This is a genomic window from Dechloromonas sp. A34 (assembly GCF_026261605.1).
Lineage (GTDB): Bacteria > Pseudomonadota > Gammaproteobacteria > Burkholderiales > Rhodocyclaceae > Azonexus.
The window spans coordinates 3453444-3474725 of record NZ_CP102486.1 but is presented as its reverse complement, the minus strand read 5'-3'; the positions used below and the strand labels follow the sequence as shown (position 1 = coordinate 3474725).

General features: G+C 62.9%; 27 protein-coding genes. 15 read left to right on the top strand and 12 right to left on the bottom strand.

Annotated features, from left to right (window positions below; translation table 11 throughout):
• Positions 1–17: 17 nt before the first annotated feature.
• The 11 genes from nifN to nifS all read left to right on the top strand — a co-directional run bounded on the left by nifN (position 18) and on the right by nifS (position 6718).
• Positions 18–1415 (top strand): nitrogenase iron-molybdenum cofactor biosynthesis protein NifN, encoded by a 1398-nt coding sequence (nifN, locus tag NQE15_RS17340; RefSeq protein ID WP_265943097.1) that lies wholly within the window; start codon positions 18–20, stop codon positions 1413–1415.
• Entirely contained in the window at positions 1378–1857 is a 480-nt protein-coding gene (locus NQE15_RS17335; RefSeq protein ID WP_265943095.1) for a NifB/NifX family molybdenum-iron cluster-binding protein, read from the top strand. The genes nifN and NQE15_RS17335 overlap by 38 nt, the downstream gene beginning before the upstream one ends.
• Positions 1858–1865: 8 nt before the next feature.
• Complete coding sequence (locus NQE15_RS17330) at positions 1866–2324, top strand: SoxR reducing system RseC family protein (RefSeq protein ID WP_265943094.1); 459 nt, start codon at positions 1866–1868, stop codon at positions 2322–2324.
• Entirely contained in the window at positions 2314–2763 is a 450-nt protein-coding gene (locus tag NQE15_RS17325) for a NifX-associated nitrogen fixation protein (protein WP_265943092.1), read from the top strand. The genes NQE15_RS17330 and NQE15_RS17325 overlap by 11 nt, the downstream gene beginning before the upstream one ends.
• A 43-nt stretch (positions 2764–2806) precedes the next feature.
• Positions 2807–3016 carry a CCE_0567 family metalloprotein gene (locus tag NQE15_RS17320; RefSeq protein WP_265943090.1) on the top strand — a complete coding sequence of 70 codons (210 nt, stop codon included), beginning with the start codon at positions 2807–2809 and terminating at the stop codon, positions 3014–3016.
• Between the two features lie 3 nt (positions 3017–3019).
• Entirely contained in the window at positions 3020–3295 is a 276-nt protein-coding gene (fdxB, locus tag NQE15_RS17315) for a ferredoxin III, nif-specific (protein ID WP_265943088.1), read from the top strand.
• Complete coding sequence (locus NQE15_RS17310; RefSeq protein ID WP_265943086.1) at positions 3243–3629, top strand: hypothetical protein; 387 nt, start codon at positions 3243–3245, stop codon at positions 3627–3629. Before fdxB ends, NQE15_RS17310 begins: the two co-directional genes overlap by 53 nt.
• Positions 3630–3688: 59 nt before the next feature.
• On the top strand, positions 3689–4114 hold the full coding sequence (locus NQE15_RS17305) for a hypothetical protein (protein WP_265943084.1): 426 nt from the start codon (positions 3689–3691) through the stop codon (positions 4112–4114).
• Between the two features lie 122 nt (positions 4115–4236).
• Positions 4237–4560: a HesB/IscA family protein gene (locus NQE15_RS17300; RefSeq protein ID WP_265943082.1), complete on the top strand. Its 324-nt coding sequence runs from the start codon at positions 4237–4239 to the stop codon at positions 4558–4560.
• A gap of 12 nt (positions 4561–4572) precedes the next feature.
• Positions 4573–5469, top strand: a complete 897-nt coding sequence (gene nifU / locus NQE15_RS17295) for a Fe-S cluster assembly protein NifU (RefSeq protein WP_265943080.1) — start codon at positions 4573–4575, stop codon at positions 5467–5469.
• 40 nt (positions 5470–5509) lie between these two features.
• Positions 5510–6718: a cysteine desulfurase NifS gene (nifS, locus tag NQE15_RS17290; protein ID WP_265943078.1), complete on the top strand. Its 1209-nt coding sequence runs from the start codon at positions 5510–5512 to the stop codon at positions 6716–6718.
• 120 nt (positions 6719–6838) lie between these two features.
• Here the strand turns inward: nifS and nhaA are convergent, their stop codons facing one another.
• The 8 genes from nhaA to nifV all read right to left on the bottom strand — a co-directional run bounded on the left by nhaA (position 6839) and on the right by nifV (position 12537).
• A complete protein-coding gene (gene nhaA, locus NQE15_RS17285) occupies positions 6839–8005 on the bottom strand; it encodes a Na+/H+ antiporter NhaA (RefSeq protein WP_265943076.1) in 1167 nt (388 codons plus the stop codon).
• Positions 8006–8143: 138 nt separating this feature from the next.
• On the bottom strand, positions 8144–8329 hold the full coding sequence (locus NQE15_RS17280) for a hypothetical protein (RefSeq protein ID WP_265943074.1): 186 nt from the start codon (positions 8327–8329) through the stop codon (positions 8144–8146).
• A 140-nt stretch (positions 8330–8469) separates the two neighbouring features.
• Complete coding sequence (nifM, locus tag NQE15_RS17275; RefSeq protein ID WP_265943072.1) at positions 8470–9288, bottom strand: nitrogen fixation protein NifM; 819 nt, start codon at positions 9286–9288, stop codon at positions 8470–8472.
• A 3-nt stretch (positions 9289–9291) separates the two neighbouring features.
• Entirely contained in the window at positions 9292–9750 is a 459-nt protein-coding gene (locus NQE15_RS17270; RefSeq protein WP_265943070.1) for a nitrogen fixation protein NifZ, read from the bottom strand.
• The gene (nifW, locus tag NQE15_RS17265; RefSeq protein WP_265943068.1) at positions 9747–10088 is read right to left on the bottom strand and encodes a nitrogenase-stabilizing/protective protein NifW; all 342 of its coding nucleotides are present in this window, start codon (positions 10086–10088) and stop codon (positions 9747–9749) included. The genes NQE15_RS17270 and nifW overlap by 4 nt, the downstream gene beginning before the upstream one ends.
• A gap of 11 nt (positions 10089–10099) precedes the next feature.
• Positions 10100–10627, bottom strand: coding sequence for a hypothetical protein (locus tag NQE15_RS17260; RefSeq protein ID WP_265943066.1), 528 nt, complete (start codon positions 10625–10627; stop codon positions 10100–10102).
• 1 nt (position 10628) lies between these two features.
• Positions 10629–11405, bottom strand: a complete 777-nt coding sequence (gene cysE / locus NQE15_RS17255) for a serine O-acetyltransferase (RefSeq protein ID WP_265943064.1) — start codon at positions 11403–11405, stop codon at positions 10629–10631.
• The gene (nifV, locus tag NQE15_RS17250) at positions 11398–12537 is read right to left on the bottom strand and encodes a homocitrate synthase (RefSeq protein ID WP_265943061.1); all 1140 of its coding nucleotides are present in this window, start codon (positions 12535–12537) and stop codon (positions 11398–11400) included. Before nifV ends, cysE begins: the two co-directional genes overlap by 8 nt.
• Positions 12538–12836: 299 nt before the next feature.
• Between nifV and NQE15_RS17245 the strand changes: the two genes are divergently transcribed.
• Positions 12837–13520 carry a thiopurine S-methyltransferase gene (locus NQE15_RS17245; protein WP_265943060.1) on the top strand — a complete coding sequence of 228 codons (684 nt, stop codon included), beginning with the start codon at positions 12837–12839 and terminating at the stop codon, positions 13518–13520.
• Positions 13521–13543: 23 nt separating this feature from the next.
• On the opposite strand, the gene NQE15_RS17240 is transcribed toward NQE15_RS17245, so the two are convergent.
• Both NQE15_RS17240 and NQE15_RS17235 read right to left on the bottom strand, forming a co-directional pair.
• Positions 13544–14290, bottom strand: coding sequence for a zinc-dependent peptidase (locus tag NQE15_RS17240; RefSeq protein ID WP_265943058.1), 747 nt, complete (start codon positions 14288–14290; stop codon positions 13544–13546).
• A complete protein-coding gene (locus NQE15_RS17235) occupies positions 14290–15186 on the bottom strand; it encodes a DMT family transporter (RefSeq protein WP_265943056.1) in 897 nt (298 codons plus the stop codon). The genes NQE15_RS17240 and NQE15_RS17235 overlap by 1 nt, the downstream gene beginning before the upstream one ends.
• A 53-nt stretch (positions 15187–15239) precedes the next feature.
• On the opposite strand from NQE15_RS17235, the gene NQE15_RS17230 reads away from it, so the two are divergent.
• Both NQE15_RS17230 and NQE15_RS17225 read left to right on the top strand, forming a co-directional pair.
• Entirely contained in the window at positions 15240–17462 is a 2223-nt protein-coding gene (locus tag NQE15_RS17230) for a RelA/SpoT family protein (RefSeq protein WP_265943054.1), read from the top strand.
• Positions 17463–17478: 16 nt separating this feature from the next.
• Entirely contained in the window at positions 17479–17664 is a 186-nt protein-coding gene (locus NQE15_RS17225; protein WP_265943052.1) for a LiaI-LiaF-like domain-containing protein, read from the top strand.
• Between the two features lie 50 nt (positions 17665–17714).
• On the opposite strand, the gene ppk1 is transcribed toward NQE15_RS17225, so the two are convergent.
• Positions 17715–19796 (bottom strand): polyphosphate kinase 1, encoded by a 2082-nt coding sequence (gene ppk1, locus NQE15_RS17220; protein WP_265943050.1) that lies wholly within the window; start codon positions 19794–19796, stop codon positions 17715–17717.
• Positions 19797–19998: 202 nt separating this feature from the next.
• Between ppk1 and NQE15_RS17215 the strand changes: the two genes are divergently transcribed.
• Entirely contained in the window at positions 19999–20982 is a 984-nt protein-coding gene (locus NQE15_RS17215; RefSeq protein WP_265943048.1) for an MDR family oxidoreductase, read from the top strand.
• Here the strand turns inward: NQE15_RS17215 and NQE15_RS17210 are convergent, their stop codons facing one another.
• Complete coding sequence (locus NQE15_RS17210; protein WP_265943046.1) at positions 20983–21276, bottom strand: helix-turn-helix domain-containing protein; 294 nt, start codon at positions 21274–21276, stop codon at positions 20983–20985.
• Between the last annotated feature and the right edge of the window lie 6 nt (positions 21277–21282).

Sequence of the window (21282 nt, the reverse complement as noted above, 5' to 3'; positions counted from 1 at the left end):
AACGGGGCGATGTCCAAATGGCTGAAATCATCCAATCCAAGAAGGCGCTGGCGGTCAATCCGCTGAAGGTCAGCCAGCCGATTGGCGCCTCGCTGGCCTTTCTCGGCCTCAACCGCAGCCTGCCGCTGATGCACGGCTCGCAGGGCTGCACGGCCTTCGGCAAGGTCTTCTTCGTGCGCCATTTCCGCGAGCCGATCCCGCTGCAGACGACGGCCATGGATCAGGTATCGACCATCATGGGCGCCGACGAGAACATCATCGAGGCGCTGCGCACGCTGTCCGACAAGAGCAAGCCGGAGATCATCGGCCTGGTCACCACCGGGCTCTCGGAAACGCAGGGCACCGACATCCTGCGCGCGGTCAAGGAATTCCGCGCCGCCCATCCCGAGTTCGAGCATGTCGCCGTGGTCCCGGTCAATACGCCGGATTACGTCGGCTGTCTGGAAAGCGGCTACGCCCTGGCCATCGAGTCGCTGATCCAGACGCTGGTGCCGGAAAGCGCCTGCGTCGGCAAGCGGCCGAAGCAGGTCAATGTGCTGGCCTCGGCGATGCTGACGCCGGGCGACATCGAGGCGATCAAGGACTGGATCGAGGCTTTCGGCCTGCGCCCGGTCGTCGTGCCCGACATCGGCGATTCGCTGGACGGCCACCTGGTCGAGGCCGAGACATCTTCGCTGACCATCGGCGGCACGCCGCGCGTCGAAATCGAAAGCATGGGCGAGTCGGTTGCGACGCTGGTCGTCGGCCCCTCGCTGGCCAAGGCGGCCAATATTCTGAAAGCGCGCACCGGCGTGCCCGACTACCGTTTCGACGGCCTCATGGGCCTCGACGACTGCGACGCCTTCACCCAGGCCCTGGCCGAGATTTCCGCCAAGCCGGTACCGGAAAAGATCGAACGTCACCGCGCCCAGTTGCAGGACGCCATGGTCGACAGCCATTTCATGATCGGCTTCGCCCGCATCGCGCTGGCCGCTGATCCCGACCTGCTCGGCATGCAAGTCCGTTTCCTGACCAGCATGGGCGCCGAGATCGTCAGCGCGGTCAGTCCAGCCAAGCACGAAAGCCTGGCGACGCTGCCGATCGAGAAGGTCATCGTCGGCGATCTCGAGGACATGGAAAAAGAGGCGCGGGCGGCCGGTGCCCAACTGGTCATCGCCAATTCCCACGCCGTCGACACGGCGCACCGTCTCGGCCTGCCGCTGCTGCGCGCCGGCTTTCCGCAGTACGACCACGTGGGCGGTTATGCCCGCACCTGGGTGGGCTACCGCGGCACGCGGCAAGCCCTTTTCGATCTCGCCAACCTGATGCTGGGGCAACACCATGAACCCGAACCCTATCGATCAAGCTACTGGGCAGACACTCGCCCCGGTGAACAACATGTCATCTCGTCGTCTGCAGTTGGTCTGGTCCATTAAGCAGGAGCCCGCTGCCGTGATCAAGGTTGCCTTCGCTTCCACCGACCGCCTGCGCGTCAATCAGCACTTCGGCGCCGCCGAGGGCTTCGCCATCTACGAAGTGACGCCGGACAAGGCGACCCTGGTCGGTGTTGGAGAGTTCGCCGAAGAGGCCATGGATGGCAACGAGGACAAGCTGATCGCCAAGGTCGATTTCCTCGAAGGCTGTGCCGCCGTCTATGTCATGGCGATCGGCGCCTCGGCGATCAAGAAGCTGATGGCCAAGGGCATCCAGCCGATCCGCATCAACGAGGTCGATGCCGTCGACGATCTGCTCGCCGAAATCTCGAAAGCCATGACCGACGGCGGCGTCGCCTGGATCGACCGGGCGATCGCGGCGCAGACCAAGGCCAAGGCCGAGGACCGTTTCGCCAACATGGAAGAGGAAGGGTGGCAGGGATGAGTACATCAATGATCGAACACCGCGGCATCGTCCAGCGGGTGGAGGGTGGCCAGGCCATTGTCGCCATGGAAACCGCCGGCTGCTCGTCCTGCGGGCAGGGCGGCAGTTGCGGCATCGGCAAGATGGCGAATGGCCGCCCGGCGACCCTGCTCACGCTGCCGGTCAGCGGCGACATCATGGCCGGCGACACGGTGATGATCGCTCTACCGGCCAACCGTCTGAGTTTATCTGCCGTGCTCGGCTACCTCTTCCCGGCTTTCGCCATGATCTTCGGCGCCTGGCTCGGCTCGCTGCTAGATGGCAGCGACGGCGCCACGGCGCTCGGTGCCATCGCCGGCTTCCTTAGCGCCCTGGCCATCGTCCGCGTCGCCATCGGCCTCATTCCCGGCCTAATGCCGGCCCCGCAACTGATTCCCGTATCAAACCAATCACATGTTTCACAACAGGAGTTTCACCATGAGCGCTGATCCCATCTTCGAAACCGACTTCGTCAAGGAAATGGCTCGCCAGATGCGCGCCCTGGACACCTACGGCACCTACACCGGCTGGACGGTCGAAAAGATCCTCGATCCCTACATCATGACCAAGGAGCGCAAGGCGACCATCCCGCTGATCGGCGATCCGGACGACGAAACGATTTCCCGCGTCAAGGCCTTCTACAACGCCATCGCCGTGCTGATCGAGAAGGAATGCAAGCTGCTCGCCGTGCCGCTGGTCCATCTGACCCACGAAGGTTTCGGCCGCTCGATCATCACCGTCGGCAAGCTGGTCGCCGTCGAGAAGACGCTGCGCGACGTGCATCGCTTCGGTTTTGCCAGCCTCTCCAAGATGAAGGACGAGGCCGACAAGCTGCTTGGCATCGCCCTCGAGCGCATCGGGCAATACCCCGAAGTCGCCGGACTCTGAACCAGGTTTTCATCGTCGAACTTTGTCGCAACAGGAGGTTAACTTGACCGAGGAAGAAATCAAAAACTTGGACAAGGAAGTGAAAAAGCTCAAACGCATCTCGTCCGAGTGGGCATCGCAAATGCACGATCTGGTCGAGGATCGTTTGCCCGCCGGCTATCTCGAAATCCCGGGCCTTGCCCAATCCACGTACGACGCCTGCAAGGCCTGGGCGGAAGCCAATGCCAAGCTGGCAGCCATTCAGAAAGGTTGAATCATGAGTTCCTACACTGCACTTACCCGTGGCGGCGCCACCTGGGTTCCCGAGTTCGTCACCGCGATCAATCAGGAAAAATGCATCGGCTGCGGCCGCTGCTTCAAGGTCTGTCCGCGCGACGTGCTCGACCTGATCGATTCCGATGCCGATGACGACGAGGACGAAAGCGCCGCTGCCAAGATGACCATCAAGGACATCAACGACTGCATTGGCTGCGGTGCCTGTGGTCGCGTCTGCCCGAAGACCTGCTACAGCTACGCGCCGCTCGCCACCTGAGTCCGGGCCGATGCCGAACGCCAGCGGTCCGGCTGCTCCGGACCCGGTCCTCGGTCTCGAAGTCTGCGCGGCTATCCGCCGGCAGGTGGAAAAACTCGGCCTGACGATCGGCGCCGAGCCGGTCTGGGCCGAGGCCCGCTTTGCCGACGAGGTCGATCCCTATTCGGGAGAGCGCAGCCTGGTCGGCACCTGGCGCGGCAAGGCCCGCTACGGCACGGTGACGCTGTTCGCGGACGGCCGGGTCTATGCCGAGTACCAGGTGCTGCTGCCGCATCCGGCTCAGCCCGGGTACTACGTCGAGGCCGTCCAGGTATGGGGCGCGCCGGGGCGCTGAAAGGTGATCCGGTGATCGCCGCTTTCGCTGCCTGATTTTTAGACAACTGGAGCTGCCCGATGTCTGCAATGACCGAATCGCCACGCCTGATCATCCTGCATAAACAAAGCACCAGCGCCCGGGTCCGCTTCATGTCCCTGGGCGACAGCGTGCTGGCCTTCTCGCCGGTGCCGGAAACCTCGGCCCTGCATGACGAAGACTATTCGCCCACCGTCCAGTTTCATCCGACGGCGGCCTTGCGCGCGGCCGAGAAGGAACTCGACCTGGCCGAGGGGGCGCTCGAGCCGGTGCCGGAATTCTGCATCTGGCTGGATACTCCGGCCGGTGACCAGGCCGTGCTGCTCGCGGCCTGTACCACCATCGATCCGCCGTTTGCCGCGGCCGAAAAACGCGGTGGAAAGTTCATCGCGATCACCGAGGCGCGGCGCCTGCCGACGATCGAACGCGACATCCTGCGGCGCGCTTACGAACACCTTTTGGGTTGATTGTCGCAAAGCCGACAAACGCCAGGACTTGATACAAGTCAATAGTTTCAACGGCTTAAAGCGTTCTCCCGGCATGGCACAGGGCTTGCAATGAATAGCCCATCTACTCTGGGAGAAACGCCATGATCAATCTGACCCCCGCCGCAGTCAAAGCTGTCCAACGCTTCATCCGTGGTGCCGAAACGCCCGTGCTCGGGTTGCGCCTGACCATTTCGGGGGGCGGTTGCTCCGGTCTGCAATACGGCATGAAGCTCGAAACCGAGAAGGCCGAGGACGACTGGGAACTCGAAGTCGAAGGCGTCAAAGTGCTGGTCGATGCGATGACCATGCCAATGATCGACAACGTTACCGTCGACTTCATCGATACGCTGACCCACACCGGCTTCAAGTTCGACAATCCCAACGCCAGCTCGCAGTGTTCCTGCGGCTCTTCTTTCTCGGTCTAAGGAGCGCACGCCATGTGGGAATACTCAGACAAGGTCCGCGAACACTTCTTCAACCCGCGCAACTCCGGCCCGCTCGAGGAAGCGAACGGCATCGGCGACGTCGGTTCCATCCAGTGCGGCGATGCGCTGCGCCTGATGCTCAAGGTCGAGCCGGAAACCGAAATCATCCTCGACGCCCATTTCCAGACCTTCGGCTGTGGCTCGGCGATCGCTTCTTCTTCGGCGCTGACCGAGATGGCCAAGGGCAAGACGCTCGATGAAGCGCTGAAGATCTCGAACCAGGACATCGCCGACTTCCTCGACGGCCTGCCGCCGGAAAAGATGCACTGCTCGGTCATGGGTCGCGAAGCCCTGCAGGCCGCCATCGCCAACTACCGCGGCGAGGAATGGTCCGACGACCATGAAGAAGGTGCCCTGATCTGCAAGTGCTTCGCCATCGATGCCGTGATGATCGAGGACGTGGTCTCCGCCAACAACCTCAACACGGTCGAGGAAGTCACTTTCTACACCAAGGCCGGCGGCGGTTGCGCCTCCTGCCACGAAGGCATTGAGGAAATCCTCGCCAAGGTCAAGGCCTCGCGCGCCGGCCCCGGCGAAACCTCGCCGCCGCCCGCTTGCCCGGCGACCCCGGAAGCCCCCAAGCCGCCGGCCGCCAAGCTGTCGTTGGTGCAGAAGATCAAGAAGATCGAGGAAGTGCTGGAGTCGGTCCGTCCGATGCTGCAGCGCGACCACGGCGACGTCGAACTGGCCGACGTCCAGGGCAAGAAGATCTACGTGCATCTGAAGGGCGCCTGCTCCGGCTGCATGATGGAAGCGGCCACCCTGGGCGGCATCCAGCAGAAGATGATCGAAGCGCTGGGCGAACTGGTCCAGGTGCTGCCGTCGTCCTATATGCCGGCCGAAGCGTAAGAATCCCCCAATCCCGACAGAGACCCCAAAGGACTGCGCCATGGAACCGATCTATCTGGACAACAATGCCACCACGCGCTGCGACCCGGCCGTGGTCCAGGCCATGCTTCCCTTCTTCACCGAGCATTTCGGCAATGCGTCGTCCATTCACGCCTTCGGCAGTGAAGTGGGCAAGGCGCTGAAGAAGGCCCGCGGTCAGGTGCAGGCGCTGCTCGGCGCCGAGCACGACTCGGAAATCATCTTCACCTCCTGCGGCACCGAATCCGATTCGACCGCCATCCTCTCGGCGCTCAAGGCGCAGCCGGAACGCAACACGGTGATCACCACCAATGTCGAGCACCCGGCCATCCTGACGCTGTGCGAGTGGCTGGAGAAGGAAGGCTACATCGTCCACAAGCTGAAAGTGGACAAGAAGGGCCGCATCGACATGGACGAATACAAGTCGATGCTCCAGGACAATGTCGCCATCGTTTCGGTGATGTGGGCCAACAACGAGACCGGCACGATTTTCCCGGTCGAGGAAATGGCCGAACTGGCCAGCGCCAAGGGCATCATGTTCCATACCGATGCCGTGCAGGCCGTCGGCAAGATTCCCATCGACTTGAAGAACACCAAGATCGACATGCTCTCGCTGTCCGGCCACAAGCTGCATGCCCCGAAGGGCATCGGCGTCCTCTACCTGCGTCGCGGCTGCCGCTTCCGTCCGCTGCTGCGTGGCGGTCACCAGGAGCGCGGGCGGCGGGCCGGCACCGAGAACTCGGCGTCCATCGTCGGCCTCGGCGTTGCCTGCGAACTGGCCATGCAGCACATGGCCGAGGAAAACACCACGGTCAAGCGTCTGCGCGACAAGCTGGAAGCCGGATTGCTCAGCCAGATCACCCATTGCTTCCCGACCGGCGACGTCAGCAACCGGCTGCCCAATACCTGCAACATCGCCTTCGAATACATCGAGGGCGAGGCCATCCTGCTCTTGTTGAACAAGATGGGCATCGCCGGCAGCTCGGGCTCGGCCTGCACCTCGGGCTCGCTCGAACCCTCGCACGTGATGCGGGCGATGGGCATTCCCTACACCGCCGCCCACGGCACGATCCGTTTCTCGCTGTCGCGTTACAACACCGAAGCGGAAGTGGATCGGGTGATCGAGGCCGTACCGCCGATCATCGCCCAGCTGCGCAAACTTTCCCCGTACTGGAGTGACAAGGGCCCGGCGGCCAATCCCGAAGCCGCCTTCGCCCCGACTTACGCCTGACGGCCAACGAGCTCTCTCTGTAGTACCTCGGTTCGGCCCCGGAAGAAATTCCGGGGCTTTTTTTGTCCCCGCTATTCGCGTCTTGGCCTACCCTGGCAATTGCATCAATGCCCTGACTGCTCATTTCTCCAGTGGACTGAAATAACGCAACCAGAGAAATCCGGACACGCCGGCTGACAGTGAGGCGATCAAAATTGCCATTTTTGAGGCATTGATTATCTCGGCGCTGCCGGCAAACGCGAGGTTTGTGATGAAGATGGACATCGTAAAACCGATCCCGCCCAATAGTCCCGCTCCGAAAACATGACCCCATCGAAGATCACCCGGAAGCCGGCAGAGGCCGATAGCCACGGCAAGAAAGGTCACCAACGTAATCCCCAGTGGTTTTCCAATGACCAAGCCGCCAATGATGCCTGCGCTGTTGGCACTTATCAGGTCGTCCTGCCATCCCGATCCGATTACGATTCCGGTGTTCGCCAAGGCGAATATCGGCAAGATGAGAAATGCAACAGGCTTGTGCAGGAAGTGCTCCAGCCGATGAGATGGCGATTCGTCATCGTCAGCCTTGGCGGAGAAGGGGATTGCGAAGGCCAGCAGCACGCCGGCAATGGTGGCGTGAACGCCGGACTTGAACATGAGAAACCACATCACGGCACCGCCCAACAAATAGGGCGCCAGCGACATTACCCGGAACCCGCGATTGAGGACGATCAGTAATGCAAAAACGCCGAGTGCAGCGAGCAAATAGCCCAGCGCTAGGTGGGCCGTATAAAACAAGGCAATCACGATAATTGCCCCGAGGTCGTCCATCACGGCCAGCGCGGTCAGGAATACCTTGAGCGAGGATGGAATCCGCGTGCCGAGCAATGCCAGTACGCCGAGCGCGAAGGCGATATCGGTTGCCATCGGGATGCCGCTTCCCGGCTGGGTTGGGGTGCCGGCATTTAATGTGTAGTGGATCAACGCTGGCACGGCGATGCCGCCAATGGCGGCCATGATCGGCAACAGCGCATTTTTGATGTTGGAAAGTTCGCCGTTGTAGAGTTCGCGCTCGAGCTCCAGGCCGACAAACAAGAAAAATATGGCCATTAACGCATCGTTCACCCAGTGCTCGATGCTCATGCCGGCTATTTCTGTATGCCAGAAGTCCAGGTAGCTGGCACCAAGGCCCGAATTGGCTATGAGCAGCGATAGAACTGTGCACAGGATCAGAAAAATCCCGCTCGATTTTTCCGAGTCAAAAAAATTACTGAATGTTCGAGAAAGTGTCGCCTGGATATCGGCCATGGTTTGTGTGCTTGGAATTCAATAATCAGTGCAGGTTGAGACTAGCACTGCCAGAACCACTCTTGTCGAATGCAGAAGAAATACGATCCCGCATAAATCAGAACCCGAGAATCGAAAAAACCGATGCCCGCCTTGGTTTTATAAGGCCCGCGGTTCAGGTGCTGCTGGCGAGAGTTCGATGTGGGCGTCGAACTCGACATGTTCGACTTCGGGCAGGCGGCGCTCGGGGATCAGGCGCCGCTCGTCAAGGCCAAACGGTGGCCCGACATCTTCCTTGCGCCGGTCTTTTCCGGTGCGGTCATCTCGGATCGGTAGTGTGCTCATCGCTTAGCCGTCTGCCAATTTCTCAAAGAATAAGGCGATTACGGTAAACAGCAAAGCTTAAGGCTTTCTGAAGCCTCCCGGCCCCGCTCGGGGGATGGTCGGAAATGGCCCAGGCCAGCCGGCGGCTGGCCTTCGCGGCATCAACGGCCGGGCGTCAGGCCCTTGATCCAGTCGCGCTGCGCCTCACGCCGGCGCTTGTCGGTCAGGCGCTCGATGATGTGGGTGCGGGCTTCTTCGAAGGACAGCATGCCGCTTGGCAGGATTTCGTCGCAGCGCACGATGTGCAGGCCCATCGGCGATTCGAGCACGGCGCTGATTTCCCCTGCGCCGAGCGCGAAGGCGGCCGGTTCCAGTTCGGCATAGAGTTGCTGACGTTTGACGATGCCGAGCTTGCCGCCTTCCATGGCGGTCGGGCATTGCGAATGGCGCAGCGCCGCTTCGCCGAATTTCTGGGCGGTTTTCAGTGTCGAGCGCAGGGATTCGAGCAGGCTGGTCGCCTTGCCCTTTTCCTTCTCGTTGTCGAAGGTGATCAGGATGTGGCGCAGATGGCGGGCTTCGGGGCGGTCGAAGGCTTCCGGGTGCAGGCGATAGTAGATTTCCGCATCGACGGCGCTGACCGCCGGCGTGGCCGAGGCGACTTTTTCGAGGATGCTTTCGACCCGCAGATCGCGCTCGACGGCTTCGCCCAGGGTCGCCTCGGTCAGGCCGGAGCGCTCCATGTCCTGGGCGAATTCCTCTGTCGTCGGGTAGCGCTTGCGGATCTCGGCGATCCGCGATTTCAGCGTTGTTTCCGGAACGATGACGGTGGCGGCCTGGGCGCTGGCGAGAATGCGGTGCTCGATGCTGTCCTGCTTGCGGGCAATCTCGGACAATCGGTCGCGCTCCGGCTCGGAAAGGGTGTCCGGGGCTTTCTGGAAGAGTTCCCAGGCCAGTTTGAGTTCGAGGTAGCCCAGCTGCATGACTTACTCCTGTGCTTCGACCGCTTCCAGCGCGTCTTCGGGGATCTGCAAGACGCGGCCGAGCAGGCAGTCGAAGTGAATGTGATAGGCGGCGCCGCCCGGGGCGTTGCGCACCACCTTGATGACTTCGCCGATCGCGCCCGGTGGCACCAGCACTTCGCCGCCGACCGACAGGCCCTTGGCCGAACGGACCTTCTCGCGGAATTCGAAACGCGAGGGGATCCACGGATCGTCGGCGCCGATCAGCTCTTCTTCGCGGCAACCGACCACCCGGTCTTCGTCTAGGAAATTGACCGAGTAGATGACCTGGTCCTGGAGGAAGGTCCCGACATCCATGACATAGCCGATGCTGCCCCGGCGGACCAGGGGCATGCCCGGATCCATGCCCGGATAGGTGCCGTCGTTGCGGACGTTGCGGATCAGGCGGACGGCTTCGCCCTGTTCCCAGCGCGAGCCGTTCATGAGCGGAAAATCTTGTCGAGCGAAACGAAGGAGCTCGAACCGCCACCCGGCTTGTCGACGTGCTGGAAGACGGCGAAGACCTTTTCGTTGAGGGCGTTGGAGGCCACGAAGTCCTGGTAGGCGCGTTCCAGCCAGAGGCGGTAGATGCCGCGCTGCTGGTCTTCTTCGGGCGGCAGGTTGGGCGCCTGGCGGGCCAGGTAGTCGTGGAAGCGTTGCAGGATGTGCAGACGATTCACATGGACCACGCTGGGTTCGTAGGGAACCTCGAAATAATCGAGAAAGTCCTCGGCAGATACCAGGTCTTCGAGGGCTTCGGCAAGGGTGAGTGTGTCGTCCATGGTAGTACTCCTCAGGCTGCTGCTAATTGAATTTCGGGTTCTTCGGGGTGATGAAAGGCATCGACAACTTCGAGCAATTTGGCGGCGCCCAGGTGGTCATGGCAGTCGAGACCGGCCAGCTTGATCAGACGGTCGCGCGAGGCTTCGATCTGGCCCAGTCGGAGCAGCACGACGCTCGCCGCCTTCAAGGCCAGCAGGTAGAAGCGCAGCATGCCGAAGGAGTTGGCGGCGGCGCTGCCTAGGCGCGTTTCGTCAAGCGTGCGCCAGTCGGGAGGCAGGCCGAGCAGGCGGCCGGAAAGCTGCATGGCGCGCTCGGCGACCATCAGCGCATCGTCGAGGCGATGTTGATAGAAATAGTAGCGATACAGGCCGACCAGCACCGTGAGGTTGTCCGGGGCCATCAGGTGGGCGCGGAGCAGCGCCAGCTCGGCAGTATCCTCGCCGTATTCGCTGGAGGCCTGGGCGATCAGGCGCTCGGCCTCGGCTGGGAGGGCATCCTCGAAATACAGTTTGCAGTCGGAGAAGTCGAGCAGGTCCATGTCAGTGCATCGCCTCGTGTTCGCAGCACAGGTCGCCGGCGCTGCAGGTTCGGCATTCGCCTTCGTGCGTGGCCGGTGGCGCTTCGTGGCGGAGCTCCGCGAGTTCCTTTTCCATGGTCTCGATACGCTCGATCAGGCAGGCGATCGACTTGGCCACCGGGTCGGGCAGCTCGTTGTGGTCGAGGGCGATGCCATGGCTGGGGCGTGCCGAGCCGACCCGGGTGTCGACGATCCGGCCGGGTACGCCGACGACCGTGCGGTCGGCCGGCACGTCTTTGACAACCACCGAATTGGCGCCGACGCGGACGCGCTCGCCAAGGGTGATCGGTCCTAAAATTTTGGCGCCGGCGCCGATGACGACGCCGTTGGCCAGGGTGGGGTGGCGCTTGCCCTTGTTCCACGAGGTGCCGCCCAGGGTGACGCCGTGATAGAGCGTGACGTCGTCGCCGACTTCGGCGGTTTCACCGATCACGACGCAGGCGCCGTGGTCGATGAAGAAGCGGCGGCCGATGGTGGCGCCGGGGTGGATGTCGACATTGGTCAGCGTGCGCCCGATAAAGGACAGGAAGCGCGCCGGAAAGCGCCAGCCGGCTTGCCACAGGCGGTGCGACAGGCGGTGGGTGAGCAGGGCGTGCACACCGGGGTAGGTGGTGAGCACCTCCAGGGTCGAACGGGCCGCCGGGTCGCGCTCGAAAACGCAGTCCAGATCTTCCTTGAGGGTGGCCCAGAGGCTCGGTGCGGCGGGGAGAATGGCGGTCATTGTCATCGCTTCAGACATGGAGGTGGCTCCTGACGGAGGCCAGAAGGTCACGCAGATCGGACGTTTCCGGCGGATGCTTGTGGGCTGCGACAAAATTGCGGACGGAGGCGAGCAGGGCATTGACCTCGCTGTCGGTGACGGTCAGGCCGAGGCCGCCATAAACGACCTGCACGGCGCGCGAGCCGGAGTGCTTGCCGAGCACGATGCGGTGCGACTGGCCGACTTCCTGCGGGTCGAAACCCTGGTAGTTGTCCGGGTGCTTCAAGAGGCCATCGACGTGGATGCCGGCTTCGTGCGTGAAGGCGCCGGCGCCGACGACACTCTTCTGCCAGGGCACGGCGCGACCCGAGGCGCTGGCGACGCGGCTCGATAGCGAGGGGAAGCCTTTGAGGCCGACGCCAGTGGCGATGCCATAAAGCTTGGTCAGGCCAAGCACGACTTCTTCGAGCGGGGCATTGCCGGCCCGTTCGCCGAGGCCGTTGACCGTGGTGTTCACATGCGTCGCCCCGGCCTTGCAGGCGGCCAGCGTGTTGGCGGTGGCCAGCCCCATGTCGTCGTGGGCGTGCATTTCGATTTCGAGGCCGGTGTTGCGACGCAGGGTGCTGATCTTGTCGAAGGTGCCGAAGGGTTCGAGGATGCCCAGGGTGTCGGCGAAGCGCAGGCGGCGGGCGCCGGCGCGTTCGGCGGTTTCGGCCAGGGCGCAGAGGAAGTTCATGTCGGCGCGCGAGGCATCCTCGCAACCGAGGCCGACTTCCAGCCCGAGGTTGAGGGCGGCACCGATGAATTTGGGCAGTTCGCGCAGCAGCCAGGCGCGGTCCTGCTTCAGCTTGTAGGCCAGGTGCTGGTCGGAGGCAGGCACCGAGATGTCGATCAGGTGGGCGCCGAGGCCGGCGCAGGCGGCAATGTCGGCCGGGTGCATGCGGCTCCACACCATCAGCCGCGAGGGAAGATTCAGGGCGGCGACGGCGCGGATGGAGTCGCATTCCTCCGGGCCCATCGCCGGGATGCCGACTTCCAGCTCGGGGACGCCGATGGCGGCAAGCTGGCTGGCGATGCCCAGTTTTTCGTCCAGCGAGAACGCCACGCCGGCCGACTGTTCGCCGTCGCGCAGGGTGGTGTCGTTGATGGTGACGAAAGGCAGGTCGGTCATGGAATTCTCCTCGCAGTCTTTCTAGCAAGGGTGGTGCCAGACGCTAATTCAATGAAATATAAGGGAAATAATTTTTGTGCTGCATGTGATGTGGGTTGAATGTAGCGATTGCGACAATTTGCCGATGCCGCTGGCCGCGGCCGATTCGGTGATATCGTCGACCGCGATGGCCCGTCCTTGACTGCCCATTCCACGCGAGTGCCTTTTCGGCCGGCATGGCTCTTCCCGCGAAGCGTTGTGTTTTTCGATCAGAACATTTTCCTGATTCACAACGCTCCACCTGCCGGGAAAACTCCACCATGACCGGACGCGACAACGAACTTTGGCAACAGTCCTGGCGCGACAAAAATATCGACTTTCACCAGAAGGCGGTCAATCCGCATCTTGTCAGATTCTGGTCCAGCCTCGGCTTGGCTGCAGGCGACCGGGTCTTCGTCCCGCTCTGTGGCAAGAGCCTCGATATGATTTGGCTGGCCGGGCAGGGCCATACCGTGATCGGCGTCGAGCTTAGCCCGCTGGCAGTGCGCGCCTTCTTCCGCGAAAACAAAATCCAGCCGACGCGCCGGCCGGTCGGCCCATTCACCCTGTGGGAGCACGGCCGGATCGGCATTCTGTGCGGCGATTTCTTCGCGCTGAGCGCGGCCGATCTCGGCGACATCGCGGCGGTCTTCGACCGCGCCTCGCTGACCGCCTTGCCCGACGACCTGCGCAGCGCTTACCTCGAGCACCTCAGCAAAATTCTGCCCGCCGCCTGCAAGATGCTGCTGCTCACCACCGAGGAACCTGACGATGGTGAGACGCAGGGCCAGCCGTTCGCCGTCGCCGATGAAATCGCCAGCCTCTACACCGCCGCCTTCGACATCCGGCTCAGCCACGTCGAAAGCATCTTCGAGGCGGACCCCGATCCGGCAGTCAGCGAGCGGGTGCGCGTCGAACAGAAAGTCTATCTGCTGACGCCGAAAACCGCCGGCAGCGGCAGCTAGTACCACAAAGGCAAAGGCTGGCACTAGCGTCGCGCTAGCGGGTCTTGCCGGTAGTAGCGGCGGAGCAGATCGTAGAGCGCCGGGTATTCGTCGTGGATCACGTCGGGCAACTCGAAAAAGCTTTCCGAGAGCACTGCGAAAAACTCGGCTGGCTCTTCGCTGGCGTAGGGGTCGATGATGGTTTCCTCGTCGCGATCGACGCGCCGGCAGAAATCGTCGTAGGCAGCGGTGAAGACGTCCTGCCATTCCGCCTCGCCGATCCCGGAGTGCAGGGCCGGCATGCCGTCGGCCTCGCCGTTCAGCATGTCCAGTTTGTGGGCGAACTCGTGGATTACGACGTTGTAGCCGGCGCCGGCCATCTGCACGTCGTGCCAGGAAACGAGCAGCGGGCCGCCTTGCCAGGCTTCGCCGGCGAGCACGTCGTCGTATTCGTGGACGACGCCGCTGTCGTCCGCGAGTTGGCGGGGAACGACGAATTCATTGGGATAGACGACGATGCCCACCCAATCACGGTAGGCGGCCAGGCCGAGATTGAGGATGGGCAGGCAGCCCTGGGCGGCGATGGCGACGCAGATTTCGTCGCTCAGTTGCAGGCCGCCGGCGGTGGTGAATTCCTTTTCGGCCAAGAAGCTCTCGGCCAGCGCTTTCAGGCGTCGCTGCTCGTCGTCGGTTAGTTTGGCCAGGAAGGGCAGGGCGGCGATCGTGCTCGCCCACAGCGGGTCAGGAATGGCGCTGACCTTGCCGCGCCGGAACCAGTCGAACAGGCACATCACTTCTTCATGGTCAGCCAGATGCCGCTGAAGATCAGGCCGATGCCGAGGTAGTGATACCAGAGCGGCACTTCGCCGAGAAAGACGAAGGACAGAAGGGTGCCGAAGACCGGCATCAGGTGGATGAAGAGGCTGGCCTTGTTGGCGCCGACCTCGGCAACGCCCCGGTTGTAGAAGATGTAGCCGATGAAGCTCGGGAAAATGCCGACGTAGGCGAGCGAAGCCAGCGAGCCGAGATGGACGTTGATCCGCCGGCCCTGCGCCATTTCCCAGAGATAGGCGGGGAACAGCGCAGCGAGGCCGACGGCGGTCATCGCGCCAAGCATCAGCATTGGGTGCACGCCGGCCGGCCGCCAGGCCAGGCCGACGGTGTAGACCGCCCAGACCAGCACGGCGAGCAGCATCCAGGCATCGCCGATGTTCAGGTTGAGATGGGCCAGCACCTCGAACTCGCCGCGGGCGACGATGGTCATCGCTCCGCATAGCGAGATGACGACGCCAAGGGCTTGCGGTGGGCGCAGGTGCTTACCGAGAAAGGCCCAGGAAATGGCGATGGTGACGATCGGAATGAAGGAGTTGAGCAGCACGGCGTTGGTCGCCGAGGTGTGCTGCAACGCCAGGTAGGCGAAGGTGTTGTAGCCGCCGACACCGATCAGGCCGAGGGTCAGCACCGGCTTCCAGCCTGCCTTGAGCAACGGCCATTGGCTTTTGAGGTGGGGCAGCGCCAACGGCAGGACGAGCACGAAGGCGATCGCCCAGCGCCAGAAGGCCAACGCCAGCGGTGGGACGTCGGCGCGAATGCCTCGCCCGAGGACCATGTTGCCCGACCAGAAGAGGGCGGTCAGGGTGAGCAGGAGATAGGGGTTGGTGAAGAAATTTTGCTGTTTTTCGGTCATGCCGTGAATTATGCCTGAGCAGCGGGAATGGACTCGGACGGTATAATTGGCGAATGGTTTCAGTCGTCCATTCGGTCGCCGCGCAGAGCGACTTCGATCAGTTCATGGTTACCCTTTCCGAGGGGCTTGCCGCCGATGAGGCAGCGCGTCTCAGAGGTTCGGTGGAGTACGCTTGGGAGGCCTACGGCAACAAGGCGCTGGGCAGCGGCGAGCGCATCTGGTCGCACGCGCTGGGCATGGCGGTCATCATCGCCGGGCTCAAGCTCGATGCCGAATCGCGCATGGCGGCAGTGCTGTTCGCGATGCCGGCTCAGGACGAGCACGCCATCGCCCGCATCGAGGAGCGCTTCGGCAAACCGGCGGCGCATCTGGTCAATGGCATTTCGCGGCTCAACAAGCTGCGGCCGATCACCAAGGGTTTCGTCGCCGCCAATATCGAGGCCGGCGAGGCCAATCCGGCGGAGGTCAAGGCGCAGATCGAAGTCCTGCGCAAGATGCTGCTCGCCATGGTCGAGGACATCCGCGTCGTGTTGCTGCGCCTGGCCAGCCGGACACAGACGCTGCGCTACTACGCCGCCAACCCGGACGAACTGCGCGTCCAGGTCGCGCGCGAAACGCTGGAACTCTATTCGCCGCTCGCCAACCGGCTCGGGGTCTGGGAACTGAAGTGGGAACTGGAGGATTTGTCCTTCCGTTTCCTGCATCCCGAGATCTACAAGAAAATCGCCAAGATGCTCGACGAGAAGCGCAGCGAGCGCGAGCGCTTTATCACCGACGCCGTGGCGAAGGTGCGCGAGGAACTCGAGGCCGCGGGCGTCAAAAAAGCCGAGATCTACGGGCGGCCGAAACACATCTACAGCATCTGGAACAAGATGCGGAAGAAGGGTGTCGAGTTCTCCGAGGTCTACGACGTGCGCGCCCTGCGCATCATCGTCGACGACCTCAAGGACTGCTACACCGCGCTCGGTATCGTCCATAACCTTTGGTCGCCGATTTCCCGCGAGTTCGACGACTACATCTCGAACCCCAAGGGCAATTACTACCGCTCGCTGCATACCGCCGTGCAGTGCCCTGACGGGCGCAGCCTGGAAATTCAGATCCGTACCTGGGAAATGCACAAGCACGCCGAACTCGGCGTCGCCGCCCACTGGCGCTACAAGGAAGGCAGCAAGCGTTCGCACGAGGACGATTACGACGAGAAGATCGCCTGGCTGCGCCAGCTGCTGACCTGGAAGGACGAGGTCGCCGACAGTTCGGACTGGGTTACCCACTACAAGCAGGCCGCGCTCGACGAGACGCTCTACGTCATCACGCCGCAGGGCAAGGTGGTCGATCTGCCGCAGGGTTCGACCCCGGTCGATTTCGCCTACCGGGTCCATACCGACCTCGGCCATCGTTGCCGCGGCGCCCGCGTCGGCGGTCAGCTGGTGCCGCTCAACACGCCGCTCGAAACCGGCCAGCAGGTCGAGATCATCACCGCCAAGCACGGCGGACCGTCACGCGATTGGCTGAATCCGACGCTCGGCTACATCCACACCAAGAGCGCCCGGGTCAAGGTCCGGGCCTGGTTCTCGAACCTGGCGCTGGAAGAAACCTTGTCCGAAGGCCGCACGCTGATCGGCAAGGAATTGCAGCGGGCCGGCCAGACCGGCGCCAACATCGAGGAACTGGCCCACAAGCTGGGCTTCTCGCGGGCCGACGACCTCTATATTGCCGCGGCGCGTGGCGAACTTCAGCAGCGTCAGTTCCAGTCGGTGGCGCGCGGCGGCGACTTGCTCGCCGAAACGCAATTGCCGGACGAGGTCATCGCCAAGCCGAGCAAGCCGGTCGAAGGCAACCAGGGCATCCTGATCGTCGGTGTGGACAAGCTGCTGACCCAGTTGGCGCGCTGCTGCAAGCCGGCACCGCCCGACGAGATCCAGGGCTTCATCACGCGTGGCAAGGGGATTTCCATTCACCGGATGGATTGCACCAATTTCACCCACCTCGCGGCGTTGCATCCGGAGCGGGTCATCGAGACCGACTGGGGCGTGCAGACCACCGGCGTCTTCGCCACCGACATTGTGGTCGATGCCCACGACCGTCAGGGCCTGCTGCGCGACATCTCGGAAATCTTCACCCGCGAGAAACTCAATGTCATCGGCGTCAATACCCAGTCCAAGCAGGGCAAGGCACACATGAGCTTTACCGTTGAAGTCACCAATCTGCAGCAGATGCAGCGCACCTTGACGTTGATCCACGACGTCGACGGCGTGGTCGGCGTGCGCCGCGCCTGATCGGCAAGGGGGCACGATGAAAGGTAACTTCGCTGCCGTCGCACTGCTGGTGATCGGTGCCCTGGCGCTGGCGGTCAATCTTGATCTGCTGGAAATCGACCTGGTTCAGCTGTTGCGCAAGTGGTGGCCGCTGGCCCTGATCGGGCTGGGAATCGCGCTGTTCTTCACGCCTAGCGACGGCAACCGGAAGTCGCCCGACTAGCTGCCGCCGGCGCTTGATTTCCCGGGGCGCCAACCTTAGCCTCGAAGATCTCAGCTGCCACCCAGCGTCGCCATCAGTTCGCCCTGGGCATTGTGCGGTTTGGCCCGCGCCGCACGCCGGCGGTGAAATACACCCTGGGTATTCATGTCCCAGCACTGCTGATTGTCGGCCAGGTAGAACTTCAGACCTTCGGTGATCACCCGTTTCTTCAGCTTGGGATCGAGGATCGGGAAGGCCAGTTCAATGCGCTTGAAGAAGTTGCGCTCCATCCAGTCAGCACTGGACAGATAAACCTTTTCCTCGCCGCTGGCGTAAAAGTAGAAGACGCGGTGGTGTTCGAGGAAGCGGCCGATGATCGAACGGACGCGGATGTTGTCGGACAACCCGGGAACGCCAGGGCGCAGCGTGCACACACCGCGCACGATGAGGTCGATCTCGACGCCGGCCTTCGAGGCATCGTACAGGGCATCGATGACCTCCGGTTCGACCAGCGAATTCATCTTGGCGACGACGCGGGCCTTGCCGCCGGCGCGGGCGATTTCCGCTTCGGCACGGATCCCGGCGACGACGTTCGGTTGCAGCGTGAACGGGGCCTGCCACAGGTGCTGCAGGGTGCGCGCCTTGCCCAGGCCAGTCAGTTGCTTGAAGACTTCGCTGACGTCATGGGTGATTTCTTCGTTGGCTGTCATCAGGCCGAAGTCGGAATAGAGACGGGCGGTACGTGGGTGGTAATTGCCGGTACCGAGGTGGGCATAGCGCTTGAGGCCGCTTTCCTCACGACGCACTATCAGCAAGGCCTTGGCGTGGGTCTTGTAGCCGACCACGCCATAGACGACATGGGCGCCGACTTCCTCGAGCTTGGTTGCCCAGCTGATGTTGGCTTCCTCGTCGAAGCGCGCCATCAATTCGACGACAACGGTGACTTCCTTGCCGTTCTGGGCAGCGCGGATCAGCGACTGCATCAGCACCGAGTCGGTGCCGGTCCGGTAGACGGTCATCTTGATGGCGACCACCTGCGGATCGTTGGCCGCCTGATTGAGCAGTTCGATGACCGGTGCGAAGGACTGGTAGGGATGGTGGAGCAGGATGTCGTTGCGGCGAATGCTGTCGAAAATGTTGATGCCCTTGCCGACTGCCTTCGGGATGCCGGGGACGAAGGGGGCGAATTTCATGTCCGGGCGGTCGACCCAGTCCGGGACCTGCATCAGGCGCACCAGGTTGACCGGGCCATGGACGCGGTAGAGATCGACTTCGCGCAGCGCGAACTGGGCGAGCAGAAATTCGGTCATCGCCGGCGAGCAGTTGTCGGCGATCTCAAGGCGCACGGCGTCACCGAAGTGGCGGTGCGGCAATTCGCCTTGGAGCTTGGTGCGCAGGTTGGTGACTTCTTCCTCGTCGACGAAGAGATCGGAATTGCGGGTGGCGCGGAACTGGTAGCAGCCGAGCACCGTCATGCCGGTGAACAGTTCGCCGACGAATTCATGGAGGATAGAGGAGAGGAAGACGAAGCCGTATTCGCAGCCGGCCAGTTCTTCCGGCAGGCGGATGACGCGGGGCAGGACGCGCGGCGCCTGGACGATGGCGGCGTTGGAGCTGCGGCCGAAGGCGTCCTTGCCCTCGAGTTCGACGGCAAAGTTCAGGCTCTTGTTGAGCACCTTGGGGAAGGGGTGCGAGGGATCGAGTCCGATCGGGGTCAGTACCGGCACCATTTCGCGGAGGAAATAGTTGCGGATCCACTCGCGCTGCGCCTCGTTCCAGGTCGAACGACGCAGGAAGCAGATACCCTCTTTGGCCAGGGCCGGCAGGATGATGTCGTTGAGGTGCTGATACTGTTCGGTGACGATGGCATGGGCTTCGGCCGAAACCAGGCGGAAGGCCTCTTGCGGCGTCTTGCCGTCGGCGGTGATGATCGGGGCATTGGCCCGCACCTGCTCCTTGAGGCCGGCCATGCGGATTTCGAAGAACTCGTCCATGTTGCTGGAGACGATGCACAGGAAGCGCAGGCGCTCGAGCAGCGGCATCCGCTCGTCTTCGGCCTGGGCCAGCACCCGGCGGTTGAAGGCGAGCAGGCCGAGCTCGCGATTGAGATAATTTTCGGTCGGGAAGCGAGGCTTCAGGGGGGTATGGGTCATCGCGCGCACTCCATGTGATCTCTCAAGTATAGGCCTTAAGACCATCATTTTGTTGCATTAATGTTGCAGCGGCGTGACAGCTGTCGCGTGCTTTTAAGTGTTACTGGCAGCGGAATGAAGTCCAGGTTCGCCGGCCGAACCGGCCACATTTCGGCGCCCTGCTTTATAGTCGTCATTACCGCATCATCAAAGGAGAGAGAACATGTTCAAGGGAATACTGATCAACAAGGACGAGGCCGGCTATCGCGCCGCCGTGCAGGAAATCGACGAGGCCCAGTTGCCGGAGGGCGATGTCACGGTCAGGGTCGGGTGGTCGACCCTCAATTACAAGGACGGCCTGGCGATTACCGGCAAGTCGCCGGTCGTTCGCCGCTTTCCGATGGTGCCGGGGATCGACTTCGCCGGGACGGTAACTGCCAGCCAGCACCCGAAATGGCAGGTTGGCGACCGGGTCGTCCTCAACGGCTGGGGCGTCGGCGAAACCCATTGGGGCGGGCTGGCGCAGGTGGCCCGTGTACGCGGCGACTGGCTGGTGCCACAACCCAAGGCCTTCAGCGCCCGCCAGGCGATGGCGATCGGCACCGCCGGCTACACCGCGATGCTCTGCGTGCTGGCCCTGGAAAAACATGGCATCAAGCCGGCCGACGGTGAAATCCTGGTCACCGGGGCCAACGGCGGGGTGGGCGGCGTGGCGATCGCACTGCTATCCCGGCTCGGCTACACGGTCGTCGCCTCGACCGGACGCGCCGCGGAAGAAGGCCACCTGAAGGCGCTCGGCGCTTCGGCGATCATCGATCGCAACGAACTGTCGGTGCCCGGCAAGCCGCTCGGCAAGGAACGCTGGGCTGGTGTCGTCGATGCCGTCGGCAGCCATACGCTGGCCAACGCCTGCGCCACGACCAAATACCGCGGTGCGGTGGCGGCCTGCGGCCTGGCCCAGGGCATGGATTTCCCGTCCAGTGTCGCGCCCTTCATACTGCGCGGCGTGACGCTCTACGGCATCGACAGCGTGATGGCGCCGATGCCGGTGCGTCTGGAGGCTTGGCAGCGTCTGGGGAGCGACCTCGAGATCGCAAAGCTCGATGCGATTGTCCGCGAAATCAGCCTCGGCGAGGCGCTGGCCGTCGGCGCCGAACTGCTCGAAGGCAAAGTGCGCGGCCGCATCGTGGTCGACGTCAACCGCTGATCATTCGCCCTTGAAGGTTTTCCGCCAGGCACTGGGCGAAACGCCCAGGCTCTGGCGGAAATGATGACGCAGCGAGACCGGCGAGCCGAAGCCGGCGAGAGTGGCGATGCTGTCGATGCTCTGCTCGGTGCTTTCCAGCAGGCGCTGGGTCAGGGCCAGACGTTCGGCGAGCAGCCAGTCGCCGACGGTAGACCCGGTCAGCAAGCGGAAGTGGCGGGTGAAGGTGCGCCGGCTCATCAGCGATTTGGCGGCCAGGCTGTCGAGACTGTGCGGCAGGTGCAGGTTGGCCCGCACCCAGTC